General features: G+C 31.4%; 16 protein-coding genes. 11 read left to right on the forward strand and 5 right to left on the reverse strand.

Annotation, left to right across the window (positions count from 1 at the left end; translation table 11 throughout):
* Window positions 1-133: 133 nt before the first annotated feature.
* The 3 genes from ABXT64_RS00930 (at window position 134) to ABXT64_RS00940 (ending at window position 6891) form a co-directional block, all read left to right on the forward strand.
* Window positions 134-2530, forward strand: a complete 2397-nt coding sequence (locus tag ABXT64_RS00930) for a M14 family zinc carboxypeptidase (RefSeq protein ID WP_443633517.1) — start codon at window positions 134-136, stop codon at window positions 2528-2530.
* A 77-nt stretch (window positions 2531-2607) separates the two neighbouring features.
* On the forward strand, window positions 2608-5007 hold the full coding sequence (locus tag ABXT64_RS00935) for a M14 family zinc carboxypeptidase (RefSeq protein ID WP_443633518.1): 2400 nt from the start codon (window positions 2608-2610) through the stop codon (window positions 5005-5007).
* Between the two features lie 108 nt (window positions 5008-5115).
* On the forward strand, window positions 5116-6891 hold the full coding sequence (locus tag ABXT64_RS00940) for an AMP-dependent synthetase/ligase (RefSeq protein ID WP_443633519.1): 1776 nt from the start codon (window positions 5116-5118) through the stop codon (window positions 6889-6891).
* 1 nt (window position 6892) lies between these two features.
* On the opposite strand, the gene menD is transcribed toward ABXT64_RS00940, so the two are convergent.
* From menD to ABXT64_RS00955, 3 genes are read right to left on the reverse strand one after another with little or no spacing between them, the layout of a single operon-like run.
* Window positions 6893-8557 carry a 2-succinyl-5-enolpyruvyl-6-hydroxy-3-cyclohexene-1-carboxylic-acid synthase gene (gene menD / locus ABXT64_RS00945; protein WP_443633520.1) on the reverse strand — a complete coding sequence of 555 codons (1665 nt, stop codon included), beginning with the start codon at window positions 8555-8557 and terminating at the stop codon, window positions 6893-6895.
* A gap of 30 nt (window positions 8558-8587) precedes the next feature.
* Complete coding sequence (locus ABXT64_RS00950; RefSeq protein WP_443633521.1) at window positions 8588-9655, reverse strand: isochorismate synthase; 1068 nt, start codon at window positions 9653-9655, stop codon at window positions 8588-8590.
* Between the two features lie 8 nt (window positions 9656-9663).
* Entirely contained in the window at window positions 9664-10083 is a 420-nt protein-coding gene (locus ABXT64_RS00955) for a PaaI family thioesterase (RefSeq protein ID WP_443633522.1), read from the reverse strand.
* Between the two features lie 45 nt (window positions 10084-10128).
* Here ABXT64_RS00955 and ABXT64_RS00960 point away from each other — a divergent pair, with 45 nt between their 5' ends.
* Window positions 10129-10773 (forward strand): alpha/beta hydrolase, encoded by a 645-nt coding sequence (locus ABXT64_RS00960; protein WP_443633523.1) that lies wholly within the window; start codon window positions 10129-10131, stop codon window positions 10771-10773.
* 192 nt (window positions 10774-10965) lie between these two features.
* Complete coding sequence (locus tag ABXT64_RS00965; protein ID WP_443633524.1) at window positions 10966-11214, forward strand: hypothetical protein; 249 nt, start codon at window positions 10966-10968, stop codon at window positions 11212-11214.
* A 93-nt stretch (window positions 11215-11307) separates the two neighbouring features.
* Here the strand turns inward: ABXT64_RS00965 and ABXT64_RS00970 are convergent, their stop codons facing one another.
* Together ABXT64_RS00970 and ABXT64_RS00975 are read right to left on the reverse strand one after the other, a co-directional pair.
* The gene (locus ABXT64_RS00970) at window positions 11308-12945 is read right to left on the reverse strand and encodes an ABC-F family ATP-binding cassette domain-containing protein (RefSeq protein WP_443633525.1); all 1638 of its coding nucleotides are present in this window, start codon (window positions 12943-12945) and stop codon (window positions 11308-11310) included.
* A 296-nt stretch (window positions 12946-13241) separates the two neighbouring features.
* A complete protein-coding gene (locus ABXT64_RS00975) occupies window positions 13242-13757 on the reverse strand; it encodes a hypothetical protein (RefSeq protein ID WP_443633526.1) in 516 nt (171 codons plus the stop codon).
* A gap of 217 nt (window positions 13758-13974) precedes the next feature.
* On the opposite strand from ABXT64_RS00975, the gene ABXT64_RS00980 reads away from it, so the two are divergent.
* The 6 genes from ABXT64_RS00980 (at window position 13975) to ABXT64_RS01005 (ending at window position 21171) form a co-directional block, all read left to right on the forward strand.
* Window positions 13975-14814, forward strand: a complete 840-nt coding sequence (locus ABXT64_RS00980; protein ID WP_443633527.1) for a peptidylprolyl isomerase — start codon at window positions 13975-13977, stop codon at window positions 14812-14814.
* A gap of 12 nt (window positions 14815-14826) precedes the next feature.
* Window positions 14827-15531: an SDR family oxidoreductase gene (locus tag ABXT64_RS00985; protein WP_443633528.1), complete on the forward strand. Its 705-nt coding sequence runs from the start codon at window positions 14827-14829 to the stop codon at window positions 15529-15531.
* A 16-nt stretch (window positions 15532-15547) separates the two neighbouring features.
* A complete protein-coding gene (locus ABXT64_RS00990; protein WP_443633529.1) occupies window positions 15548-15919 on the forward strand; it encodes a cupin domain-containing protein in 372 nt (123 codons plus the stop codon).
* Between the two features lie 75 nt (window positions 15920-15994).
* Entirely contained in the window at window positions 15995-17524 is a 1530-nt protein-coding gene (locus ABXT64_RS00995; RefSeq protein ID WP_443633530.1) for a hypothetical protein, read from the forward strand.
* Window positions 17525-18098: 574 nt separating this feature from the next.
* Entirely contained in the window at window positions 18099-18908 is an 810-nt protein-coding gene (locus ABXT64_RS01000) for a hypothetical protein (RefSeq protein ID WP_443633531.1), read from the forward strand.
* Between the two features lie 202 nt (window positions 18909-19110).
* On the forward strand, window positions 19111-21171 hold the full coding sequence (locus tag ABXT64_RS01005; protein WP_443633532.1) for an ATP-binding protein: 2061 nt from the start codon (window positions 19111-19113) through the stop codon (window positions 21169-21171).
* The last annotated feature ends 535 nt before the right edge of the window (window positions 21172-21706 follow it).

The raw sequence follows: 21706 nt of genomic DNA on the forward strand, positions 1-21706 counted from the left end.
TAATAAATAGTTTTTCTAAGTTATTATTTATTCTACTTTTCTGATTAATATCATATAATTCAGGTAGGGTTTTACATACATTAGATGTTCTTTATAGTATAGTCTCAAGTATAAATTTATAATCTAATCTGATATGAAAAAATGTGTGATTGCAGTGTTTCTTTTCCTATGTATTATAGGAAATGCTCAAAATGAAAAAGAAATTTACCAACGTGCAAAAATCTCAATAAATCATCAAAATGACTTAAAGACACTAGAATCTTTAGGAATTCCTATAGAACACGGAAACCACAAAAAAGGAACTTTTGTAATTTCTGAATTTTCAGTTTCAGAATTAGAAACAGTTAGAAATGCTGGTTTTCTAGTAGAAGTAATTATAGAAGATGCTGCTGCTTATTTTTTGGAACAAAATAGGTTAAATAAACACCCAGAAAGAAATCCAACTTGTGGTGACACAAGTGTAGATTATCAAACGCCAGATAATTTTACTTTAGGCTCTATGGGAGGCTACCTTACCTATCAAGAAATGTTAGATCAATTAGATTTAATGAAATCTTTATATCCAAATTTAATTACTCAAAAAGAAAACATTAGTGATTTTCTAACTGAAGGGCAACCTGATAATTCAACAAATCCTCCAATTGGTGGTAACGGAATTAAATGGGTGAAAATTAGTGATAACCCAGATAGCGATGCCGAAGGTGAGCCACAACTTTTATATACTGCCATTCACCACGCTCGTGAACCAGCTTCTTTATCACAATTAATTTTTTATATGTGGTATTTATTAGAAAATTATGATACAGACCCAGAAGTACAAAGTGTCATTAACAATACAGAGTTATACTTTGTTCCTGTAATTAATCCTGATGGTTATTTGTACAATGAAAAAACAGATCCAAACGGAGGAGGTTATTGGAGAAAGAATAGAAAAAACGGGTATGGAACTGATCTTAACAGGAACTATGATTATTATATAAATGGTGACCCAAACGATGGAATTTGGGGTGGTGAAGGTGCTTCAAATAATACTGGAGATGAAACCTATCACGGACCTACTCCTTTTTCTGAAGTAGAAACTCAAGCGATTAAATGGTTTGTTGAAAATCATGATTTTGTGATGGCTTTTAATAACCATACTTCAGGAGATTTATTATTGTATCCTTATGGTTACACAGATAATATGCCAACGCCCGAGAATGATTTATTTGTTGCGATGTCTTCAGAGTTAGTTTCACAAAACGGATTTAACAATATTCTTTCATCAGAATTATATCCTGCTGCAGGAGATAGTGATGATTTTATGTATGGAACTATGGGTACTCATGATAAAATATATGCCTTCACTCCTGAAATTGGACCTTCATTTTGGCCGTCTTCAAATCAAATTGTTCCTATTAGTAAAGGAATGATGTATTTAAATCTAACTGCTGCTAAAATGGTGAATAATTATGCTTCCGTAAATGAAACATCTTCAGTGTATGCAGGTGAAGAAGCAACAATTGATAGCCCATTCGAAATTAAAAGATTAGGAATAACTGGAAACGGAAACTTTACAGTGACTATTAACCCTATTTCATCAAATATTGCTTCTGTTGGCGCTCCAGTTAATTTCAATAATATGGACCCATTTGAAACAGATAATGGTATTATTCAATATACTTTAGAAGCTGGAACAACTTCAGGCGATGATATTGTTTATGAGCTTATAGTTAATAATGGCAGTTTTGATAATATTTCACTAATCAATAAAAAGTTTGGAAATCTAGTGGCCATTTTTGAAGATCCTGGAAATAGTGTTACTGATAATTTCGATAATAATGGATGGGGGACAACTAATCAAACTTATGTATCTCCTTCTAGTTCCATTACAGATTCTCCAAGTGGAAATTACCAAAACAACGAAAATAAATCGATTGAATTAAGTAATGAAGTTGATTTAACATCTGCATTAGGAGCAAATGCTTCATTTTATGCAAAATGGGATATAGAAAATAATTATGATTATGTTCAATTCGAAGTTTCTACAAATAATGGATCATCTTGGATTGCTCAATGTGGTAAATATACTAATGACGGAAGCGGCAACAATAGCCAGCCAAGTGGAGAACCTTTGTATGATGGAACACAAAATAGTTGGGTGTTAGAAGAAATTGATTTAAGTGATTATTTAGGTGAAAACATCTTAGTACGTTTTCAGTTTAGATCTGACAATGGAGTACGTGAAGATGGATTCTACTTTGATGATTTAAAAATAAATGTAATTGATGAAGGTACCATAGGAATTTCAGATTTTGAAAATTCACAATTTAGCATATATCCTAATCCTGTAAAGGATATACTGAATATTAATACCTCTATTTCAAATTATATATTAGAGATATATACGATTCAAGGACAACTTATAAATGAAAAGACTGTTAATTCTGGTTCTCAAGTTGTAGATTATTCATCGCTAGCAAATGGAGTTTACATTTTAAAACTTTCATCTGAAAAAGCATCCCAAACTTATAAAATTATTAAACAATAAGGATTAGTTTCAATAATTGTATTTAAAGGAGTAATATTTATTGCTTCTTTTTTTTGTACTTTTAAAAAAAAAAGAAAATGAAAAAGTTATTTCTACTAGTAAGTTTGTGTATGTTTTCATTTGTTTTTTCACAAGAAAAACAAGAAACATATCAAAGAGCAAAAATTAATTATTCCTCTATACAGGATCTTAAAACATTAAGTGATTTAGATATTCCTGTAGATCATGGAGTGCATAAAAAAGGATATTTTTTAATTTCTGAATTTTCAGTTTCTGAAATAAACAGAGCAAAAAATGCTGGCTTTAAAATCGATATATTAATTGAAGATGCCGCAGCATATTATCGTGAACAAAATAGAAAAAATATTCCTTATCAAAGAAACTTAACCTGTGAGGGTACTAGTGATACAGATTATGTAACTCCCGATAATTTTAATTTGGGTTCTATGGGTGGTTATTTTACCTATCAGGAAATATTAGATCAATTAGATTTAATGAAAACAATGTACCCTGATCTTATTACTGCAAAAGAAAACATAAGTGATTTTTTAACCAATGGACAACCTGATAATTCGACAAGCCCACCAATTGGCGGTAACGGTATTAAGTGGGTGAAGATTAGTGATAATCCAGATAGTGATGCCGAAGGTGAACCACAAATTTTATATACAGCCATTCATCATGCGAGGGAGCCTACATCTTTGTCTCAGCTTATTTTTTACATGTGGTATTTATTAGAGAATTATGATAGTAACCCTGAAATACAAAGCATCGTAAATAATACAGAGTTATATTTTGTGCCAGTTATAAATCCTGATGGATATTTATACAATCAAAAAACCGATCCAAATGGTGGAGGATATTGGAGAAAAAACAGATTTAATGGTCACGGTATTGATTTAAATAGAAACTATGACTATTATATAAATGGAGATCCAAACCAAGGTGTTTGGGGTGGTGAAGGAACTTCAAGTGATACAAATAGTAATATTTATAAAGGAACTGCACCATTTTCAGAAGTAGAATCGCAAGCCATGAAATGGTTTTGTGAGCAACATAGTTTTGTGATGGCTTTCAATAATCATAGTTCAGGAGATCTATTGTTGTATCCACATGGTTATGCAGTAGATACTCCTACAGTTGAAGATGAACTATTTGCTGGAATTTCTGAAGAATTAGTTTCTCAAAACGGATATACCGATCAGATTGCTGCAGATCTTTATGCTGCTGCTGGTAATAGTGATGACTTTATGTATGGAACTGTTAATACACATGATAAAATATACTCATTCACTCCAGAAATTGGAGATCAGTTTTGGTTAAACTCAAATCAAATCATACCTACTTGTAAGGAAATGATGTATTTAAATATTACAGCAGCAAAAATGGTAAATAATTACGCTACTGTTAAAGAGACCTCTCCTCTATTCGTAGGGAATCAAGCAACCGTAAATAGCCCTTTTGACATTAAGAGATTAGGAGTGTCAGGTACTGGAGACTTTACAGTGAGTATTGTTCCTATCTCTTCAAATATTAGTGCTGTAGGAACTCCTGTATCAATTACTGGATTAGAGCCTTTAGAATCTTCAAATGGAATAATCCAATATACATTAGGAGCTGGAATTGAAGCGGGTGATGATATTGTTTTTGATCTTATTGTAAATAATGGAGATTATGACACGAGCTTAACAATTACAAAGAAATTTGGAACATTATTTCCTGTATTTGAAGATCCAGGAAACAGTGTTACCGATAATTTTGTTAATAACGGCTGGGGGGCAACCACTGCTTCTTTTGTTTCGCCTTCTAGTTCAATTACAGACTCACCAGGAGGGAATTATTCGGATAATGATAATAAAACAATTACATTGACTGATGAAATTGATTTAACAGATGCTATAGGAGCTAATGTCTCTTTTTATGCAAAATGGGAAATAGAAAACAACTGGGATTATGTTCAATTTGAAGTTTCTTTAGACAATGGTAGTACATGGATTCCACAATGTGGTAATTATACCAATGAAGGGAGTAATAATGGCAGTCAACCCTCTGGAGAACCTCTTTACGATGGCACACAAAATGATTGGGTTTTTGAAGAAATTAATTTTAGTGATTATTTAGGGGAACAAATAGTAGTTAGGTTTCAACTTCTATCTGATGGTTCTCAAACTAGAGATGGTTTTTATTTTGATGATTTAACTATTAATATCGTTGAAGAAGGAACCATAGGAATTGATGATTTTTCAACTAATCTATTTAATATTTATCCAAATCCTGTTCAAGACGTTTTAAATATTACAACTGCTCTTTCAGATTATTCAATAGAGGTGTATACCATTCAAGGACAGTTAATTCAGAAAAAAATAAATGTATCTGAGTCATCGACTTTAGATTATAGTCAATATGCTGATGGTATTTACTTGATGAAACTTTCTTCAGAAAACAACTCGAAGACTTTTAAAATTGTGAAACAGTAATAAAAAATTAATTAAATTTTAAAAAAGGAGTTACCGAATAGTAACTCCTTTTTTAATACAAATAAATCCATAATATTTTTTGTATTTTGCAACAACAATAACATGTATATGACTGACGTAAAAAGACTCTTTGACTTCCCCTATTATCAACTAGAAAAATTTGACTTAGAAAAGGCATTTATTTCAAAGAAAAATGGAGAATGGATTGCAACCTCAACTAAAGAGTATATTAATAAAGCAAATGCTATTAGTAGAGGGCTTTTAAAGTTAGGAGTGCAACCCAACGATAAAGTTGCCATAATATCCATGACCAATCGTACTGAATGGAATATTTGTGATATTGGTATTTTACAAGTGGGTGCACAAGATGTACCTATTTACCCAACTATTTCGAAAGAAGATTATGAGTATGTTTTAAATCATAGTGAAAGTGTATACTGTTTTGTTTCCTGTGCCGAAGTTTTTGAAAAAATTAATAGCATTAAAGAAAATGTTCCTTCCCTAAAAGGAATATATTCCTTTGATGATTTAGGAGATTGTAATAATTGGTCTGAAGTACTAGAGCTTGGGAAAGATGAAAGTAATCAAGATGAAGTAGAGCAACGAAAAGCGAATGTGAATGAAAATGATTTAGCGACTTTAATTTATACTTCTGGTACTACTGGAAGACCCAAAGGTGTAATGCTTTCTCATAAAAATATTACAAGCAATGCTTTGGCAAGTGCAAAAAGACTCCCCATCGATTTAGGAAAATCAAAAGCACTAAGCTTTTTACCTGTTTGTCATATTTATGAACGTATGCTTCTTTATATGTATCAACATTGTGGTGTGAGTGTTTATTTTGCTGAATCACTTGAAACGATAAGTGATAACTTAAAAGAGATTCATCCAGAAGTAATGACTGCAGTTCCTCGTTTACTTGAGAAAGTCTATGATAAGATACATGCTAAAGGTGCAGACCTCACTGGAATTAAAAAAATGCTATTCTTTTGGGCTGTAAGTCTTGGATTAAAATATGAACCATATGGCCAAAACGGATGGTGGTATGAAACAAAATTAAAACTTGCTAGAAAATTAATTTTCACTAAATGGCAGGAAGCTTTAGGTGGCAACTTAGCAGCTATTGCCTCTGGAAGTGCAGCATTGCAACCAAGATTAGCTCGTGTTTATAATGCAGCTGGAATTCCAGTTATGGAAGGATATGGCTTAACCGAAACCTCCCCAGTGGTAACAGTAAATGACATGCGTAATGGTGGATTTAGAATTGGAACTGTAGGTAAACCTATAGAAAATACAGAGGTAAAAATTGCTCATGACGGAGAAATTCTAATCAAAGGCCCACAAGTAATGCTGGGCTATTATAAAGATGAGAAATTAACCAATGAAGTACTTAAAGATGGTTATTTTCATACTGGAGATATTGGTGTAATTGATTCAGATGGATTTTTAAAAATAACTGATCGTAAAAAAGAAATGTTTAAAACAAGTGGCGGAAAGTATGTGGCTCCTCAATTAATTGAAAATGCCATGAAGCAATCTTTCTTTATTGAGCAAATTATGGTCATTGGTGAAAGTGAGAAAATGCCCGCGGCGCTTGTTCAAATAAGTCCTGAATTTGTTAGAGATTGGGCAGAAAGAAAAGGAATTCCAATAGGTGAAACCCTCGAAGAAATTTCAAAAAATGAACTTCTAATTAAACGTGTAGAAAAAGATATCAATCATTTTAACGAACGATTTGGAAAGTGGGAGAAAATAAAACGTTTTGAAATCACGCCAGATGTTTGGACTATTAAAGGTGGACATCTTACGCCTACCATGAAAATGAAACGAAAAGTAATTAAAGAAAAATACTTAGATCTTTATAATAAAATTTATGATCATTAATTTATTTAATGAACTTAAAGTAATCTAAAAGAACTTGATCATTAATTGTACTTGGAGTGAATATTTCTAATACACAAGGATGCTCATTATTCTCAAAAAATGATGACACATTTTTCTCTAAATTATTTTCATCTGAAATTGAAGAATAATTCAAGGCATACATTTCGCATAACTTTTCGGCAGTAAGGTGATGCTTTGTCTCAAAAAAGGTTTCAAAATTATCAGTGTCCTTTTTACCCGGTAATATTCTAAAAATACCTCCACCTCCATTATTGATTACAATGATTTTAAAATTCTTCGGAATATATTGATTCCAAAGAGCATTGCTGTCGTATAAAAAACTAAGGTCACCTGTAATAAAAACAGTCGCTTTATTTGAAGTTATAGCCGCTCCAATTGCCGTACTAGTACAACCATCTATTCCACTTGTTCCTCTATTGCAAAAAACCTGTAAAGTAGCATCTAAATCAAATAATTGTGCATATCTAATGGTAGCACTATTACTTAATTGTAATTGATAGTTAGATGGAATATGATTAAAAACTGTAGAAAAAGCTTTAAAGTCTGAAAAAGGAATCTGTTCAATATATTTTTTATGAAGGCCCAAACGATGTCCTTTTAAAGCCAGTATACTATCCCTATAATCACTTTTAAGCATTTGTGTATTAGACAGCATATCTTCTAAAAAAGAGGAAGGAGACATTTTAAAATGTTTAGATAACACAAAATAAGTATCATAAGCCCTCTTATCATTAATATGCCAATGATGTTTGGGTGGATAGGTTCGTAAAAATGATTTTATCTTTTTTGAAATTACCATTCCTCCAAAAGTCAATAAAAGTTCTGGTCGTAATAGTTCAAAATTAGCGTCATTAAACGGAGCGATTAATTGATCAATAGAATTAATACAACCTTTATGATGTAAGTTTGATGTGGCTTCTGTAAACACAATAACGCTATCATCTTCAATTAATTGATCTAGAATATTCTGTTCAATACTATTTGGATCTAAAACACCTACTAAGACAAGTTTCTTTTTAGCTTGATTCCAAATTGGAAAATAATCAGATAAGTCTTCTTTAATTGGGTCTATTAATTTTTCAAAAAAAGAGCTGTTAATTTTAATTTGTAATGAGTCTACAGTATCATAAAGCGGCTCCGAAAATGGTGCATTGATATGTACAGGGCCTTTTTTATTTCTGGCAATTTGTAAAGCTTTACTTATTTCTAATTCATTTTCTTTTTGAAAAAGTTCTCCTTCCCTACAGTTCGCATTATATAAAATATGTTTTCCAAAAACGTTTTCTTGCTGAATCGTTTGTCCATCTCCTATTTCAAGTAAATGACTTGGACGGTCTGCAGAAATTATCACTAAAGGAATATCGCTATAAAAAGCTTCCGCAATAGCAGGAAAATAGTTTAATAAGGCTGAACCTGAAGAACAAACTAAAGCAACTGCTTGTTTTGATTGTTGTGCTAAACCTAAAGCAAAAAAAGCTGCACAACGTTCATCAACTATACTATAATTTGTAAATGATGTATTTTCAGTAAAACCAATTGTTAAAGGTGCGTTTCTTGAACCTGGAGAAATTACCACAGTATTGACCTCATTAATAAGGCATAATTGTGTGATCGTTTGAGATAAAATTTTATTCGAAAATTTCATTGTTCAAAGGTACAAATACCAAAAAGAATATTAAAGCATTGGTTGAAGTACCTGTAACATTGTTTGCATTTTATTTTGTGTTTCTTCCCACTCCTCAATATCAATTGAATCTTTTGTAATACCTCCACCTACATATAAAGTTGCCATATTATTGTCAATTTTCATACACCTTAAATTCACAAATAACTTTGAGCAATTTTCTTTTCCACATATTGGGCCTAAAAAGCCAGTATAAAACTCACGATCATAGTTTTCATGATCATTAATAAATGATGCTGCAGTTTTTTTTGGAGTACCGCAAACAGCAGGTGTAGGATGTAATACTGAGGTAATATTAGATAAGGTAGTTTTACCTTTATTAAAAATTCCTGTAATATCGGTTCTAAGATGAACTAAAGAAGCAGCTTGAAAATTATAGGTTTTTGATACTTTTAAAATAGACGTAACTTTTTCTAGGCTGGAAATAATTGAATCAGTTACAATTTGTTGTTCTTCCTTTTCTTTTTCCGTCCATCGTGGTGATTTATTTTTATTGAACTTCTGTGTGCCAGCTAATGCCATAGTTTGAAAGGCTGCGCCATCTATTTTTAATAATAACTCTGGAGAAGCTCCACACCATAATCCTGTTATAGGATGATACCATATATATCTAAAAGCAGGAGTATATAAATTAAATAAGCGTGTAATTAAAGTAGAAATATCAATCTGTTTAATCGCAACTTCTTTACTTCTTGAAACAACAATTTTAGCCCCTAAACTTGCCTGTACTTTTTCTTTGGCTTTATGAACAAGTTGGCAATAGGCATCCTTATTTAATTGATTTTCTTCTACTTCTATTTCACAGGTTGGAATAGAATTCATCGCAAAAGGAACTTCAAAAACTTCACTTAATTCTTTTGGAATACAATGGGCATTATTCTCATATTGAAAAGGAGCAAAAACAAAACTATCTTCAATAAAGTCTTCAGCTTTACAAAGTTTAGAATTTTTTTGAAATAAAACTGAAATAATAGTACTATCAGGTAATGAATATATGACAAATGGTAAGTTCCCAATAAAATGAGAATTCACTTTTTCTATTAAGGAATCATAGGTCATACGTAAAGTTACAAATAAAAAGCTATCGTTGTTAGTTTTACTAAAGAAACAAGTTGATCCTCTTCATTTGTAATTCTTATTTGCCACAATTGTGTTGTTCTTCCTTTATGTAAAGCTGTAGTGGTTGCATAAACATATCCATCCTTTACACTTTTAACATGATTTGCTGAAATTTCTAATCCCCTCAAACTTATGTTCTTAGTGCCTAAAAAGACAAGCGCTGCAGCACTACCACAGCTTTCCGCTAGCGCTACAGAAGCACCACCATGTAAAACACCATCGGGTTGATGCACTCTTGAGTTTACAGGCATTTTTGCTACTAATGTTGAGTCGGTAACATCAACAAACGTAATATCTAAGGTTTCCATTAGCGTATTTTTGCAAATTGCATTACACGCACTTAATAATTCTTCTTTGGTTTTCTTCATGCTAATAAATTACATTTGTAAAAATACAAAATTGTAAATCTCCTTATGTCAATTGAAAAGAAAGTTTTATACACAACTTCAAATACCTATCATACCCTAAATTCTTTTTCATCAACAACTAAAAATGTTTGGTTGGTTTTTCATGGCATGGGTTATTTAAGTCGATACTTTATACGATATTTTTCTGAACTTTCTTCAGAAGAAAATTTTATCATAGCACCTCAAGCTCCCGCAAAATATTATATGGGAGAAAAGTTTAAACATGTAGGTGCATCATGGCTTACCAGAGAAAACACGATTGAAGATACTAAGAATATTTTCAACTATATGGATACTGTTTTTGAAACTGAAAAGCCCGAAACAATGCCTAATTTTATTGTTTTAGGGTATTCTCAAGGAGTCTCTATTGCAACTCGTTGGTTAGCGAGCAGAAAAATCCAATGCAATCAATTAATACTTCATTCAGGAGGAATTCCTGTAGAACTTACCACAAAAGATTTCGATTATTTAAATAGTAATACAGAAGTTACCTACCTCTTTGGCGATAAAGATCAATACATTACTGAAGCAAGAAAAACGGAAGAATCTCTAAAAGGAACTAAATTATTTGGAGATCGATTAAAAGTTGTGGTTTTTGATGGAATCCATGAAGTGAATAAGGATTTTATAAAAAAAATTAGTCAAGTATAATTATTATATTTAAATTTCATCTTTACTTATAAACCCCTATTTTTTTTAAGTTAATTAAGATAATTTCACTCTATTATAATGTAATCAAATAATGATACATTAAAAATAGATATAGGTCAATTTCATTACCAAATTCACACCCTAAAAAAATAAATATTTCTTATATATTTCATATATCGTGTTAACATTTAGTTGAAATGGATCACTAAAGTAAAAGTTGTAGCATTAATAGCTTGTTATAAGCCTTTAGAAAAAATTCAACAACTAAACTATATTATGGAATTAAATGAAACAAAATTACACGAGTTATTAGGCCAAGTAGTAACCGAAATGGGAGCAGCCGCAAATGGCCCTCTAATTACTAATCGTCAATGGCGGATTTACAAGATTAAAAAAACAACTGAAACTCCTTTTAACTTAATCCTAGAAGCTAGGACATAAATTTGAATTCATAGTATTGAAAGTATATAAACTAAGTTATAATTTGTAGCTTATTTTTTATCTTTAAGTACAATCTAATAAAAAAGTAACCTCTTATTTCATTAAATTGATATCTGCGATACTTTTTATTCTATTCCTTTCTAAAAATGCATCAATAGTTTCAAAATGTTCAATTACACGGTGTTCTTTAAACTCAAACACTTTTTGAGATAATCCTTGTAAGAAATCTCTATCGTGAGAAACTAATATAAGGGTTCCGTCAAAAGACAATAAAGCTTCTTTTAAAACATCTTTTGATTTTAAATCTAAATGATTTGTAGGCTCATCGAGTATTAATAAGTTGACTGGATCTAATAAAAGTTTTACCATCGCTAGTCTTGTTTTCTCACCACCAGATAATACACTTACTTTTTTATCAATATCATCGCCACTAAACATAAATCGACCTAAAATGTTTTTTATTTGAGGTCTTACATCTCCTTTTGCTACCTCATCTACTGTTTGAAATATTGTAAGTTCTGGGTCTAATAATGAAGCTTGATTTTGCGCAAAATATCCCACTTTTACATTATGTCCTAACCTACATGTACCTTCAATTTCGATTTCATTTAAAATAGCTTTTATCATTGTCGATTTCCCTTCTCCATTTCGACCAACAAAAGACACTTTCTCTCCTCTAGCAATAGACATATTGGCATCTTTAAAAACTACTTGCTCTCCATACGATTTAGATACACCTTCTACTGTAATTGGATAATCTCCTGATCGAGGTGCTGGAGGAAAACGTAATTTTAATGAAGAAGTATCTATTTCATCTATTTCAATTATAGTAAGTTTTTCAAGCATTTTTTCTCTAGAAGAAACTTGATTTGTTTTAGAGTAAGTTCCTTTAAAACGTTCAATAAATGCCATATTATCAGCAATTAACCTCTGCTGCTCCTGATATGCTTTTATTTGATGAGATCTTCTATCCACTCTTAATTGTAAGTAATGTGAATAATTGGCTTTATAATCATAAATACGCCCCATTGTGACTTCAATGGTACGATTGGTTATATTATCAATAAAAGCACGATCATGAGAAATTACCATCACAGCATCTGCTTTATTTATTAAAAAGTCTTCTAACCATATCACAGATTCTATATCGATGTGATTTGTTGGTTCATCTAATAAAATTAAATCTGGTTTTTGCAATAATATTTTAACCAATTCAATTCGCATTCGCCACCCACCACTAAACTCTTTTGTTTGCCGAGTAAAGTCTTCTTGTTTAAAACCTAAACCCTTCAATGCTTTTTCTACTTCAGCATCATAATTTATATCTTCAAGGGCGTAGAATTTTTCTCCTAAATCAGAAACCCTTTCTATAATTTTCATGTATTCATCACTCTCGTAATCTGTACGAGTTTCAAGTGACTTGTTAAGCTCGTCCATTTCATCTCGCATCTCAAAAACATGTTTAAATGCTTTAGCAGCTTCTTCAAAAACAGTACAATTATCTTCAGTCAATAAATGCTGAGGTAAATAAGCAATCACAGCATCTTTGGGAGCTCTTACATTTCCACGTGTTGCTTTTTGTGCTCCTGCCACAATTTTCATCATGGTTGATTTTCCTGCGCCATTTTTCCCCATTAAAGCAATTTTATCGGTAGGGTTTATAACAAAAGAAACCTCACTGAAAAGGATGGTCCCACTAAACTCAACTGCTAAATTATCAACTGAAATCATATCATATTTTTAAAGCTGCAAAACTAGTAAAAACTGTGAGAGTGTAAATTATATATTCTATGGATTCTGAAAAATAATATATGACTCAAGGAAGAAAACTTAAAGTTATACGATCAATTAGTAGAATTATGTCCTAGGTTTAAAAGAAAAATACAATAGCACTATTTTTAAATCACAGGGTGCAGTAATTAAAGACTATGTGTTAATACCAGATAATTTATTGCAAGATTTAGATCAATTAACTGTTTATTTAAATAAAGGCTATGATTATGTTATGACTTTAAAACTTAAATAGATTAGTACTTCTCTTTTTTCATACCTCCACACATAGTAGTTGCGGCAGTAAACGCTTTAATAAATCGTTCTGGCTGCCCTTCAATATCCCCTAAAGATGTAAATCTTATATTCAAGGTATTAATTTCATCTTTATGCACACCATTGTGTGATCCAGAATGGGCTACTTTTATTAACTTATGACTGTTATTGGTTTTTATTACAAATTGATGATCTTCTAAATCGATGTTTTTAATGTCTGAAAGTAAAAATTTATAAATCTTCTTTTCTTTAGTATCTTTTTTAGAAGAATTACCATTTTCAGTAAGAATAACTGAGCAATTTGTTGCATTATACTTTAATTCATAAGTATAGTCAAGAGAAGATTTCGAGCTCTTATTACTGTTCTGACTGTAAACAAAAGTCTGCATTTTACCTTGCATCCAATTCAATGCTTCTTCAACTTCAACAGTATTATTAGATTGTGATTGTACAGCAGTAGTAGCTATGATTAGAGATAGAAATAATAATTTTTTCATGTGAATTTGGATGAAATAATAATTTATTAATACACCTTCAATTATCTAAAACAGGGAATTAAAAGGTGTTTCAAAAGTAAGAAATTAATTACATTAAAAAAATTGCTCCTTTCATCTCCACTTACAGATAATCATTTTTTTATCAGATATTAACTTGAATTAATTAACTTAGTTCGCTAAGTAAAACGTATTAGTTAGAAATACTAAAATCAATTAAATGAAAACCTCACTACAACTATTATCAATACTACTAGTTCTAATATGTATGGGAAGTTGTCATTCAAATAAAGAACTTACTTCCTCAAACTCAAACCAAAGAAAAGCGATTGAATTGGTCACCAATTACGGAACCATCGTTTTTCAACTTTATAACGAAACTCCTTTACATCGAGATAATTTTCTTAAACTAACCAAAGAAGGAAAATATGACGGATTACTTTTTCATAGAGTCATCAATAATTTTATGATTCAATCTGGAGACCCAGACAGTAAAAATGCCAAGCCTGAAGATGAATTAGGCGAAGGTGATCTAAAATATATGGTGGATGCAGAAATCAATACTAAATTCTTCCATAAAAAAGGAGCACTCGGTGCTGCTAGAGATGATAATCCTGAAAGAGCCTCTAGTGCTATGCAGTTCTATATTGTACAAGGAGGTGTTAGAACAGATAGCGTAATTGATGGATATCAAATACGAATTAATAATTGGCTTGCACAACACTTTATAAAAAAGGATTCAACCTATCTACCTTTAATTAATGAAATGAATAAAGCCATGGAAGCTAGAGATAGAGACCTTTATAAAAAAATAAGTGATAGTATAACTAACATTGCAAAAAAGAATAATATATATACTCACTATATCATACCTGAATCACATCGTGAAGTATATAAAACCATAGGAGGAACACCACACTTAGACCAAAATTATACCGTGTTTGGAGAAGTGATTCAAGGTTTAGATATCGTTGACTCGATTGCAAATGTAAAAACGGGTAAAGGTGACCGTCCAGTAAAGGATGTTCGTATATTATCTGTTAAAGTTTTAAATGATTAAAAAACAACAAAAATGAATATAAAAAACGCACACATATTAATTACGGGAGGAAGCTCAGGAATAGGTAAAGAAACGGCGAAACTCTGTATAGAAAAAGGAGCTAAAGTAGTCATTACAGGAAGAGATGAAAACAAACTGACTGAAACTGCCAATGAGATTGGAGCCATTCCACTTCATTTCGATATTAGTAATCTAGATTCTATACCTGCTATGTCTCAAAAAAGCATCGAATTGTTAGGAGGTAAGATTGATACGCTTATTAATAATGCAGGGATTGGTGTTTTTCCGAAGTTAGGAGAAATTACCGCAGAAGATCTACAAAAGGTATATACTACTAATGTATTCGGACTTGCACTTCTCAGTCAAGAAATTGTTGCTTCTTTTAAAGAACAAAACTTTGGAAACATTATCAACATAGGATCTACGGCAAGTTTAAAAGGATTTGTAGGTGGTAGTATTTATGCAGCCTCAAAATTTGCAGTTAGAGGAATGACCCAATCTTGGCAAGCCGAATTACGTAAATTCAATATTAGAGTGACGCAGGTCAATCCAAGTGAAGTTACTACCGCTTTTGCGAATGATGAAAGAAAAGAACGAGAAGAAGTAGACAACAAACTAAGTGTTCAAGAAATTGCACATGCGATTATTTCTAGCCTGGAAATGCGAGATAAAGGATTTGTACCTGAAATCACAATTTGGGCGACCAATCCATTTTAATATTGAAAATATATAAATGAAAACATTCAAATTTATTGCAACTATTTGCGCGATTACCTTGCTAAGTTGCAAACCCAACAATCCACTCCCTGACCCTTTAGAAGCTGGTTGGAACAATCAAGCGGTTTGTGAGCTTATAAAGGAAAATGACAAGGTACGCGTGTTAAAATGTACCTTCCCTCCTAACGTCGGCCATGAACGCCATTACCATAAAGAACATTTTGGCTATACGTTGGCAGGAGGAACATTCAGAATAAAAGACACCACAGGAGTTCGTGAGGTTGACATACCTACAGGATACGATTTCTATAATGAAAAAGTAGAGTGGCATGAAGTTCTTAATATTGGAGAAACAACAGCCGTATTTTTAATTGTGGAACCTAAATAAAAGTACATCCTCATTTTTTATTAACTTAGTTCGCTAGGATAAATCTATAATATCAATCCATTAAATTTAATTTGTATGAAATCCATCAACCCGCTTTTTACAATATTCTTTATCCTATTATTTCTTGGAAGTTGTAAATCTGAAAAAGAAAAACCATCACATAAATATTTAGGGGTTGTTAATATAACCATCAGCGGAAACGAAAGCGCAAAACCTTTTTTTGAACAAGGTTTGTTATTACTTCATTCCTTTGAATATGAAGATGCTCGAGAAGCTTTTTTTAAAGCTCAAAAAGCAGATCCATTGATGCCTATGGCATATTGGGGAGAAGCGATGACTTATAACCACAGTATTTGGCATGATCAAGATTATGACGAAGGTGTTGCAGCATTAGCGCCATTAACTAATATCGATATTGAAAAAAAGAGTACCGAACTGGAGCAAGATTTTATAAAGGCAGTACAACTATTATATCAGCCAAAAAAAGAGAAGTTAGAAAGAGATATCGCTTATGCTAACTACTTAAAAAAAATGGTAGTAAAATACCCTTCCAATCATGAAGTAGCGGCTTTTTATGCCTTATCTCTTTTGGGAGCTGTTCCTGAAGGTAGAGATGATATTGAATATGAGAAAGGAGCCAAAATTGCCAATGGTATTCTTAAAGAAAACTCGAACCATCCAGGTGCTTTACATTACCTCATTCATTCGTACGATGATCCCAAACATGCAGCACTTGCCTTAGATGCAGCTTACTCATATTCAAGAGTAGCGCCCGATGCAAGTCATGCTTTGCACATGCCTTCTCATATTTTTGTTGCACTTGGCATGTGGGACGAAGTAATTTCTTCTAACATCAATTCGTACCAAGCGAGTATCAATAGAATGAACCGAAAAAAGTTAGATAATAGTGCAAGAGGTTATCATGCTTATCATTGGTTAGAATATGGTTATTTGCAAAAAGAGAATTTTGAAGAAGCGGCTACCTTGCTAAAAAACATGCAAATATATGCTGAAGAAACCCCAACTAAACGGGCAAGAACTCACCTTGTTTATTTAAAAGGAACTTACCTAGTCAACAGCAACCATTGGGAAAGTGATTATGCAGACATCAAAGTAGACATTAGCGACCTTAATGTGAGTCAGCGTTCTCAATATCAATTTTTAGAAGGGATGAAGGCCTACAAAAAAGGCAACAAAACACAAGTCGATCGTATTATTAAAATCTTAGATAACGATATCAATAGGGAAACCTTTATTGTTTCTAACGAAAAAGCTACATTTTGTTCTGGATCCTCTAGAGGCGTTGCTACTAAAAGTGATTTGGTAGAATGTCAAATTAGGCAAAACCAATTACAAGCATTAAGTGCCAGTTTAGATAAAAATACCGTCTTAGCAGAAACACATTTTTTAACTACTCTTGAGTTAACAAAAACGATTAGTTATAGTTATGGCCCACCAGTTATTCAGAAGCCTGTGAATGAGCTATATGCAGACTGGTTAGTAAGCCAAGATCGAAAAAAAGAAGCTAAAGCACAGTATGAAATTACTCTTACTATGGCGCCAAAACGGTTACTTAGTCTTAAGGGAGTAGAACAAACCCTGTAAATTTTTTATTTTTTTTCCCGTCCTAGTATTCGACCTTTTGTCATCCTGAGCCTATCTGCCGACAGGCAGGCTTGATTCAGGATCCATAATGAGAGTTACTATACTCAAAATGGATTCCGTGTCCCCGCCTGTACGGACGGGCAGGAAGCACGGAATGACAAGAGGTGGATTCTAACTAAAAGAATACATTTAAGAGGAAGCAAACGCCCTCAGAAAAAACTTCGTAACATAAAAAAGTAAAAAGGACCGAAAAAATTTAAGCTGTTTGAAATCCGACAAAGGAGGATGTTTCTTAAAATTTAGGTCTTGAACAAACTATTTAGAAGTGTTTTCTGCAGGCTAGACTTTCCTGCCTGAATCCTACGGCAGTTAAACCAGCAGGCAGGTTTGTCATCCTCAGATGTCACACTGAGCTTGTCGAAGTGTTGACTGGGGATCTAGGAATGAAAAAAAAAAAAAAACACACAATACATAAAACTATTTTCCTTACCTTTAAAATCTGTCCCCACACCACTCTGCACACCGCGTAATGGGTGGGGATTTTTAATTAATTACAAACATAAAATTTAGAGAAATGAAAATTATTATTCTTATCACTTCAGTCTTATTTTTCAATACTGTTTTTTCTCAAAAAATGGATACTATTTATACACACAACAAAAAAATAGCGTGTAATATTAAAGAAGTTGCAGATGAAAATGTTAAATATTCTTATCCTAATGAAGATATACTTATTTCAATAAATAAAAATAGGATTGTAAAAATTATTTTTTCATCAGGCCGTGAGGAAATTTTTGCTGAAAGTATGAGTTTTAAAAAAGTTAGTGGCTGGGAAGATTGGGAAAATGTTCTAACTACAAATGTTGATGATGAAGTAGATGGTTTATTTAAATTAGGTGATGTTTCATCAAAAGTTAAAGCTGGATCTACAATATCAAATCTTAATAAAGTAAAAAATAAAGCTTTAAGAAAAATAAAAATACGTGCAGCTATGATTGGGGCAAATGTTGTTTATTTATCTAGTGATCATACTGAAGGGGCAAGATATAATGCTTGGACAGGTGGTTCAAATACAGCAGAAGTAATATTAACTGGTGTTGCATATTCTAATAGAATCGTAAATATTGAGGATTTTAAGAAAATGATTAATGAGAAATCAATATATAAACTTTCACAAATTATTCAAATGCCTTTTAATAAGAAAACACCAACAATAAAAAAAGGTAATGATGTAGAAATTGATATGTCAAATTATATAATTGATGGCCTATTTATAAATGTAACTTATGATAATGAGCAGTTTAAGATTATAAATATTGATAATAATCAAATTATACTTATGAAAGAAGGTAAAAGAAGGACGTATAATTATATATTAAAATAGCTTAAAAAAAGAAAATATAATAATACATAAAGGTATTTTCCATACCTTTAAACCTATCCCCACACCACTCTGCACAACGCGGAATGGGTGGGGATTTTTTATAAACAAGAACAATAAATGTGTTTATCAATAAGTAGTAGCCGATAAACGTGCATAAACATAACGATATAACAGGTTGCCCGTAATTAAAAAAAAATGAACTATGAGTAAAATTTACAGACTATCATTTTTAGGATTATCTTTCATTATTCTAATTATATTAGGCTACACATTAACTGATAATTTTGAGTTTATTTTAAACCACTTTTGGTTCACTTCGGGGTTATTACTACTAATTTTACTCTCATTAATCGATCAACCACACTTCTCGAAAGATTCCAATATTTTTGTTAATGCAATAACTGCTGGAATTTCATTATTAATAGTAGATGAATCTAAACGAGATTTTATTTTTTGGGTTTTTCTTTCGATAATATTTTACTTAACTGTTAGTAGTTATATTTTACTTTTGTTAAGACAAAAAAGTCTTGGATTGGAAAACAAATTAATTCGTTTTATTTCAAGATTAAATAGAGAAATTGGGAAACCTGAAACACTTTTTTCAAGCTTTTTTATTTGGGGTGTTTATCAGCAATTTGGAACAGGAAATAATCAATTTAATGGATTACTATTATTTTGGGCAATATTTATAATTTTAAATATTCCATCTTTAGCCAAATCCATTGAAGATTTATTCGCTATTGGAAAAGATAAAAGCAATAAGTTAGCTTTAGGTCAAATATTCGGTGTTCAATCAAAAAACACTTTTTTAGTCCGTTTATATGATTCATCTGAAAGAATTGTTAATACTCGAATTTTTGACTTCGTTGAATTTAAATATTCCACAGACAAAAAAATACGAAAAGGATTACTTCTTGACACATATTTGCTAAATCAACAACAGTGGGTGAAAGTTTTATCAAACAGTGAAATAGAGAAAATATTTGACAAAAATATATTTGACAATCATAAATCAGATGTAGTTTACAGAATTGATAAAATACCAGAAAACAACTACCTGAATAGGTTTGTTGGTATTGTCACTGAGAACAGTACAATTAATAAAATTCGATTCATTTATAATTCCAAAATCAAAATTAGCGAAGGTCAATTATTAGAGGTTAACGTTCATAACCAAAAAATTCTTTATCAAATAGTTGAAGGAACAACTAAAATAGAACAATTAGAACAAAAAAACCAAACAGGTTTAATAATTGGTGAAGCAATACAACTTGGAACTTGGAATACTGAATTTTCAAGATTCGAACAATTTGGATGGGTTCCTGAAATAAACTCACCAATATATCTTTCTTCAAGAATAGAAGAACAACCGAATGGTGAAAACGAATATACCATTGGTTATATTCCTAATACTAACTATCCAGTAATTATAGATAAAGAAACATCAATAACTCATCACACAGCTATTTTAGGAATAACAGGTTCAGGTAAATCTGTTTTCACTAGAAATCTTATAAAACAATTAACATCAGATACTACTAAAGTTATTATAATAGATTTAACAGGTGAATACAGAGATAAAATAAATAACATTAATGCAATAATTACTGATGAGAATGCAAAAAAAGCGTTTGACGCAATTGAACTATTAAGTAAAGAAAAAGCGAAATTTCAAAATCAATGGAATCACGCATTAATTGAAGCACAAGAGAAAATAATAAAAACTGAATTTTACAACTCTATAAAACTTTTCCTAGAAGGAGATGAAACAGAGTCGATATTTGAATTGCCAGATATATCAAACAGTTCAAATGTTTTAGATTACACAAAATGGTTTTTCTTAACCCTATTCAAAACAGCAAAAACTAAAAACAGTTTTGGAAAAAGAGTTTGTGTAGTCCTAGAAGAAGCTCACACTATAATTCCTGAATTAAATGCAATGGGAGTTTCTGATTTCGCTTCAAAAGCATCTGTAAATACAATTTCTCAAATTGCATTACAAGGAAGAAAGTATAATATCGGATTTTTTGTTATTGCTCAAAGAACAGCAAATGTTTCAAAAACAGTTTTAACTCAATGTAATTCAATAATTTCTTTTCAGGAATTAGATAAAACAAGTAGTGACTTCCTTTCTAATTATATGGGACAAGAATTTGTGAAAATACTTCCGAATTTAAAGTTTAGACAAGCTATTGCAGTTGGAAAAGCATTTAAATCAAATGTTCCTATGATATTTGAAGTACCCGAAATAAATGAAGAATAACTACGGGCAACACCGTGTATAATTAATTGCTAGTACTTGCTTACTTACGAAAATCCTTGCGGATTTTCTAGTTGGTTTTGTATTTACTAAATTAGTCGCTTAAACACGCAACAACTCATACACAAACACGTTAGCCTTCATTTTGACCAACCAATAAATAATGATAAAATTCTTTAGAAAAATACGATACGACCTTATGGAACAAAACAAAACTGGAAAGTATTTGAAATATGCTGTCGGAGAAAGAGGAATTGTAGTTATTGGTATTTTGATTGCCTTGCAGATAAATAACTAGAATGAAAAACGCTTAGAATCAGGCAAAAATGAATTTTACTTCCAAAGGCTTGTTGAAGAACTAGAATTACAAATTGCATCTAGTGAAAATATGATAAAGGACAATACTAAAACACAAAGTTTCCTTTAAATAGCTAAAACGAGCAATGGATTATTCGCTTTGTTGGCTTTTGATTATTTTTAAAAACGACTTAATTCAATCTCTATGAAAGTCCCTTATAATTTTGGAGAACTATATTGC

The sequence above is a fragment of the Candidatus Marifrigoribacter sp. Uisw_064 genome (genome assembly GCF_047730175.1).
In the GTDB taxonomy this organism is placed as follows: domain Bacteria; phylum Bacteroidota; class Bacteroidia; order Flavobacteriales; family Flavobacteriaceae; genus Marifrigoribacter.

Bases quoted from the DNA above. Each gene is read 5' to 3' on its own strand.
- ABXT64_RS00930 (WP_443633517.1), top strand. From the start codon at position 134: ATGAAAAAATGTGTGATTGCAGTGTTTCTTTTCCTATGTATTATAGGA.
- ABXT64_RS00935 (WP_443633518.1), top strand. From the start codon at position 2,608: ATGAAAAAGTTATTTCTACTAGTAAGTTTGTGTATGTTTTCATTTGTT.
- ABXT64_RS00940 (WP_443633519.1), top strand. From the start codon at position 5,116: ATGACTGACGTAAAAAGACTCTTTGACTTCCCCTATTATCAACTAGAA.
- menD (WP_443633520.1), bottom strand. From the start codon at position 8,557: ATGAAATTTTCGAATAAAATTTTATCTCAAACGATCACACAATTATGC.
- ABXT64_RS00950 (WP_443633521.1), bottom strand. From the start codon at position 9,655: ATGACCTATGATTCCTTAATAGAAAAAGTGAATTCTCATTTTATTGGG.
- ABXT64_RS00955 (WP_443633522.1), bottom strand. From the start codon at position 10,083: ATGAAGAAAACCAAAGAAGAATTATTAAGTGCGTGTAATGCAATTTGC.
- ABXT64_RS00960 (WP_443633523.1), top strand. From the start codon at position 10,129: ATGTCAATTGAAAAGAAAGTTTTATACACAACTTCAAATACCTATCAT.
- ABXT64_RS00970 (WP_443633525.1), bottom strand. From the start codon at position 12,945: ATGATTTCAGTTGATAATTTAGCAGTTGAGTTTAGTGGGACCATCCTT.
- ABXT64_RS00975 (WP_443633526.1), bottom strand. From the start codon at position 13,757: ATGAAAAAATTATTATTTCTATCTCTAATCATAGCTACTACTGCTGTA.
- ABXT64_RS00980 (WP_443633527.1), top strand. From the start codon at position 13,975: ATGAAAACCTCACTACAACTATTATCAATACTACTAGTTCTAATATGT.
- ABXT64_RS00985 (WP_443633528.1), top strand. From the start codon at position 14,827: ATGAATATAAAAAACGCACACATATTAATTACGGGAGGAAGCTCAGGA.
- ABXT64_RS00990 (WP_443633529.1), top strand. From the start codon at position 15,548: ATGAAAACATTCAAATTTATTGCAACTATTTGCGCGATTACCTTGCTA.
- ABXT64_RS00995 (WP_443633530.1), top strand. From the start codon at position 15,995: ATGAAATCCATCAACCCGCTTTTTACAATATTCTTTATCCTATTATTT.
- ABXT64_RS01000 (WP_443633531.1), top strand. From the start codon at position 18,099: ATGAAAATTATTATTCTTATCACTTCAGTCTTATTTTTCAATACTGTT.
- ABXT64_RS01005 (WP_443633532.1), top strand. From the start codon at position 19,111: ATGAGTAAAATTTACAGACTATCATTTTTAGGATTATCTTTCATTATT.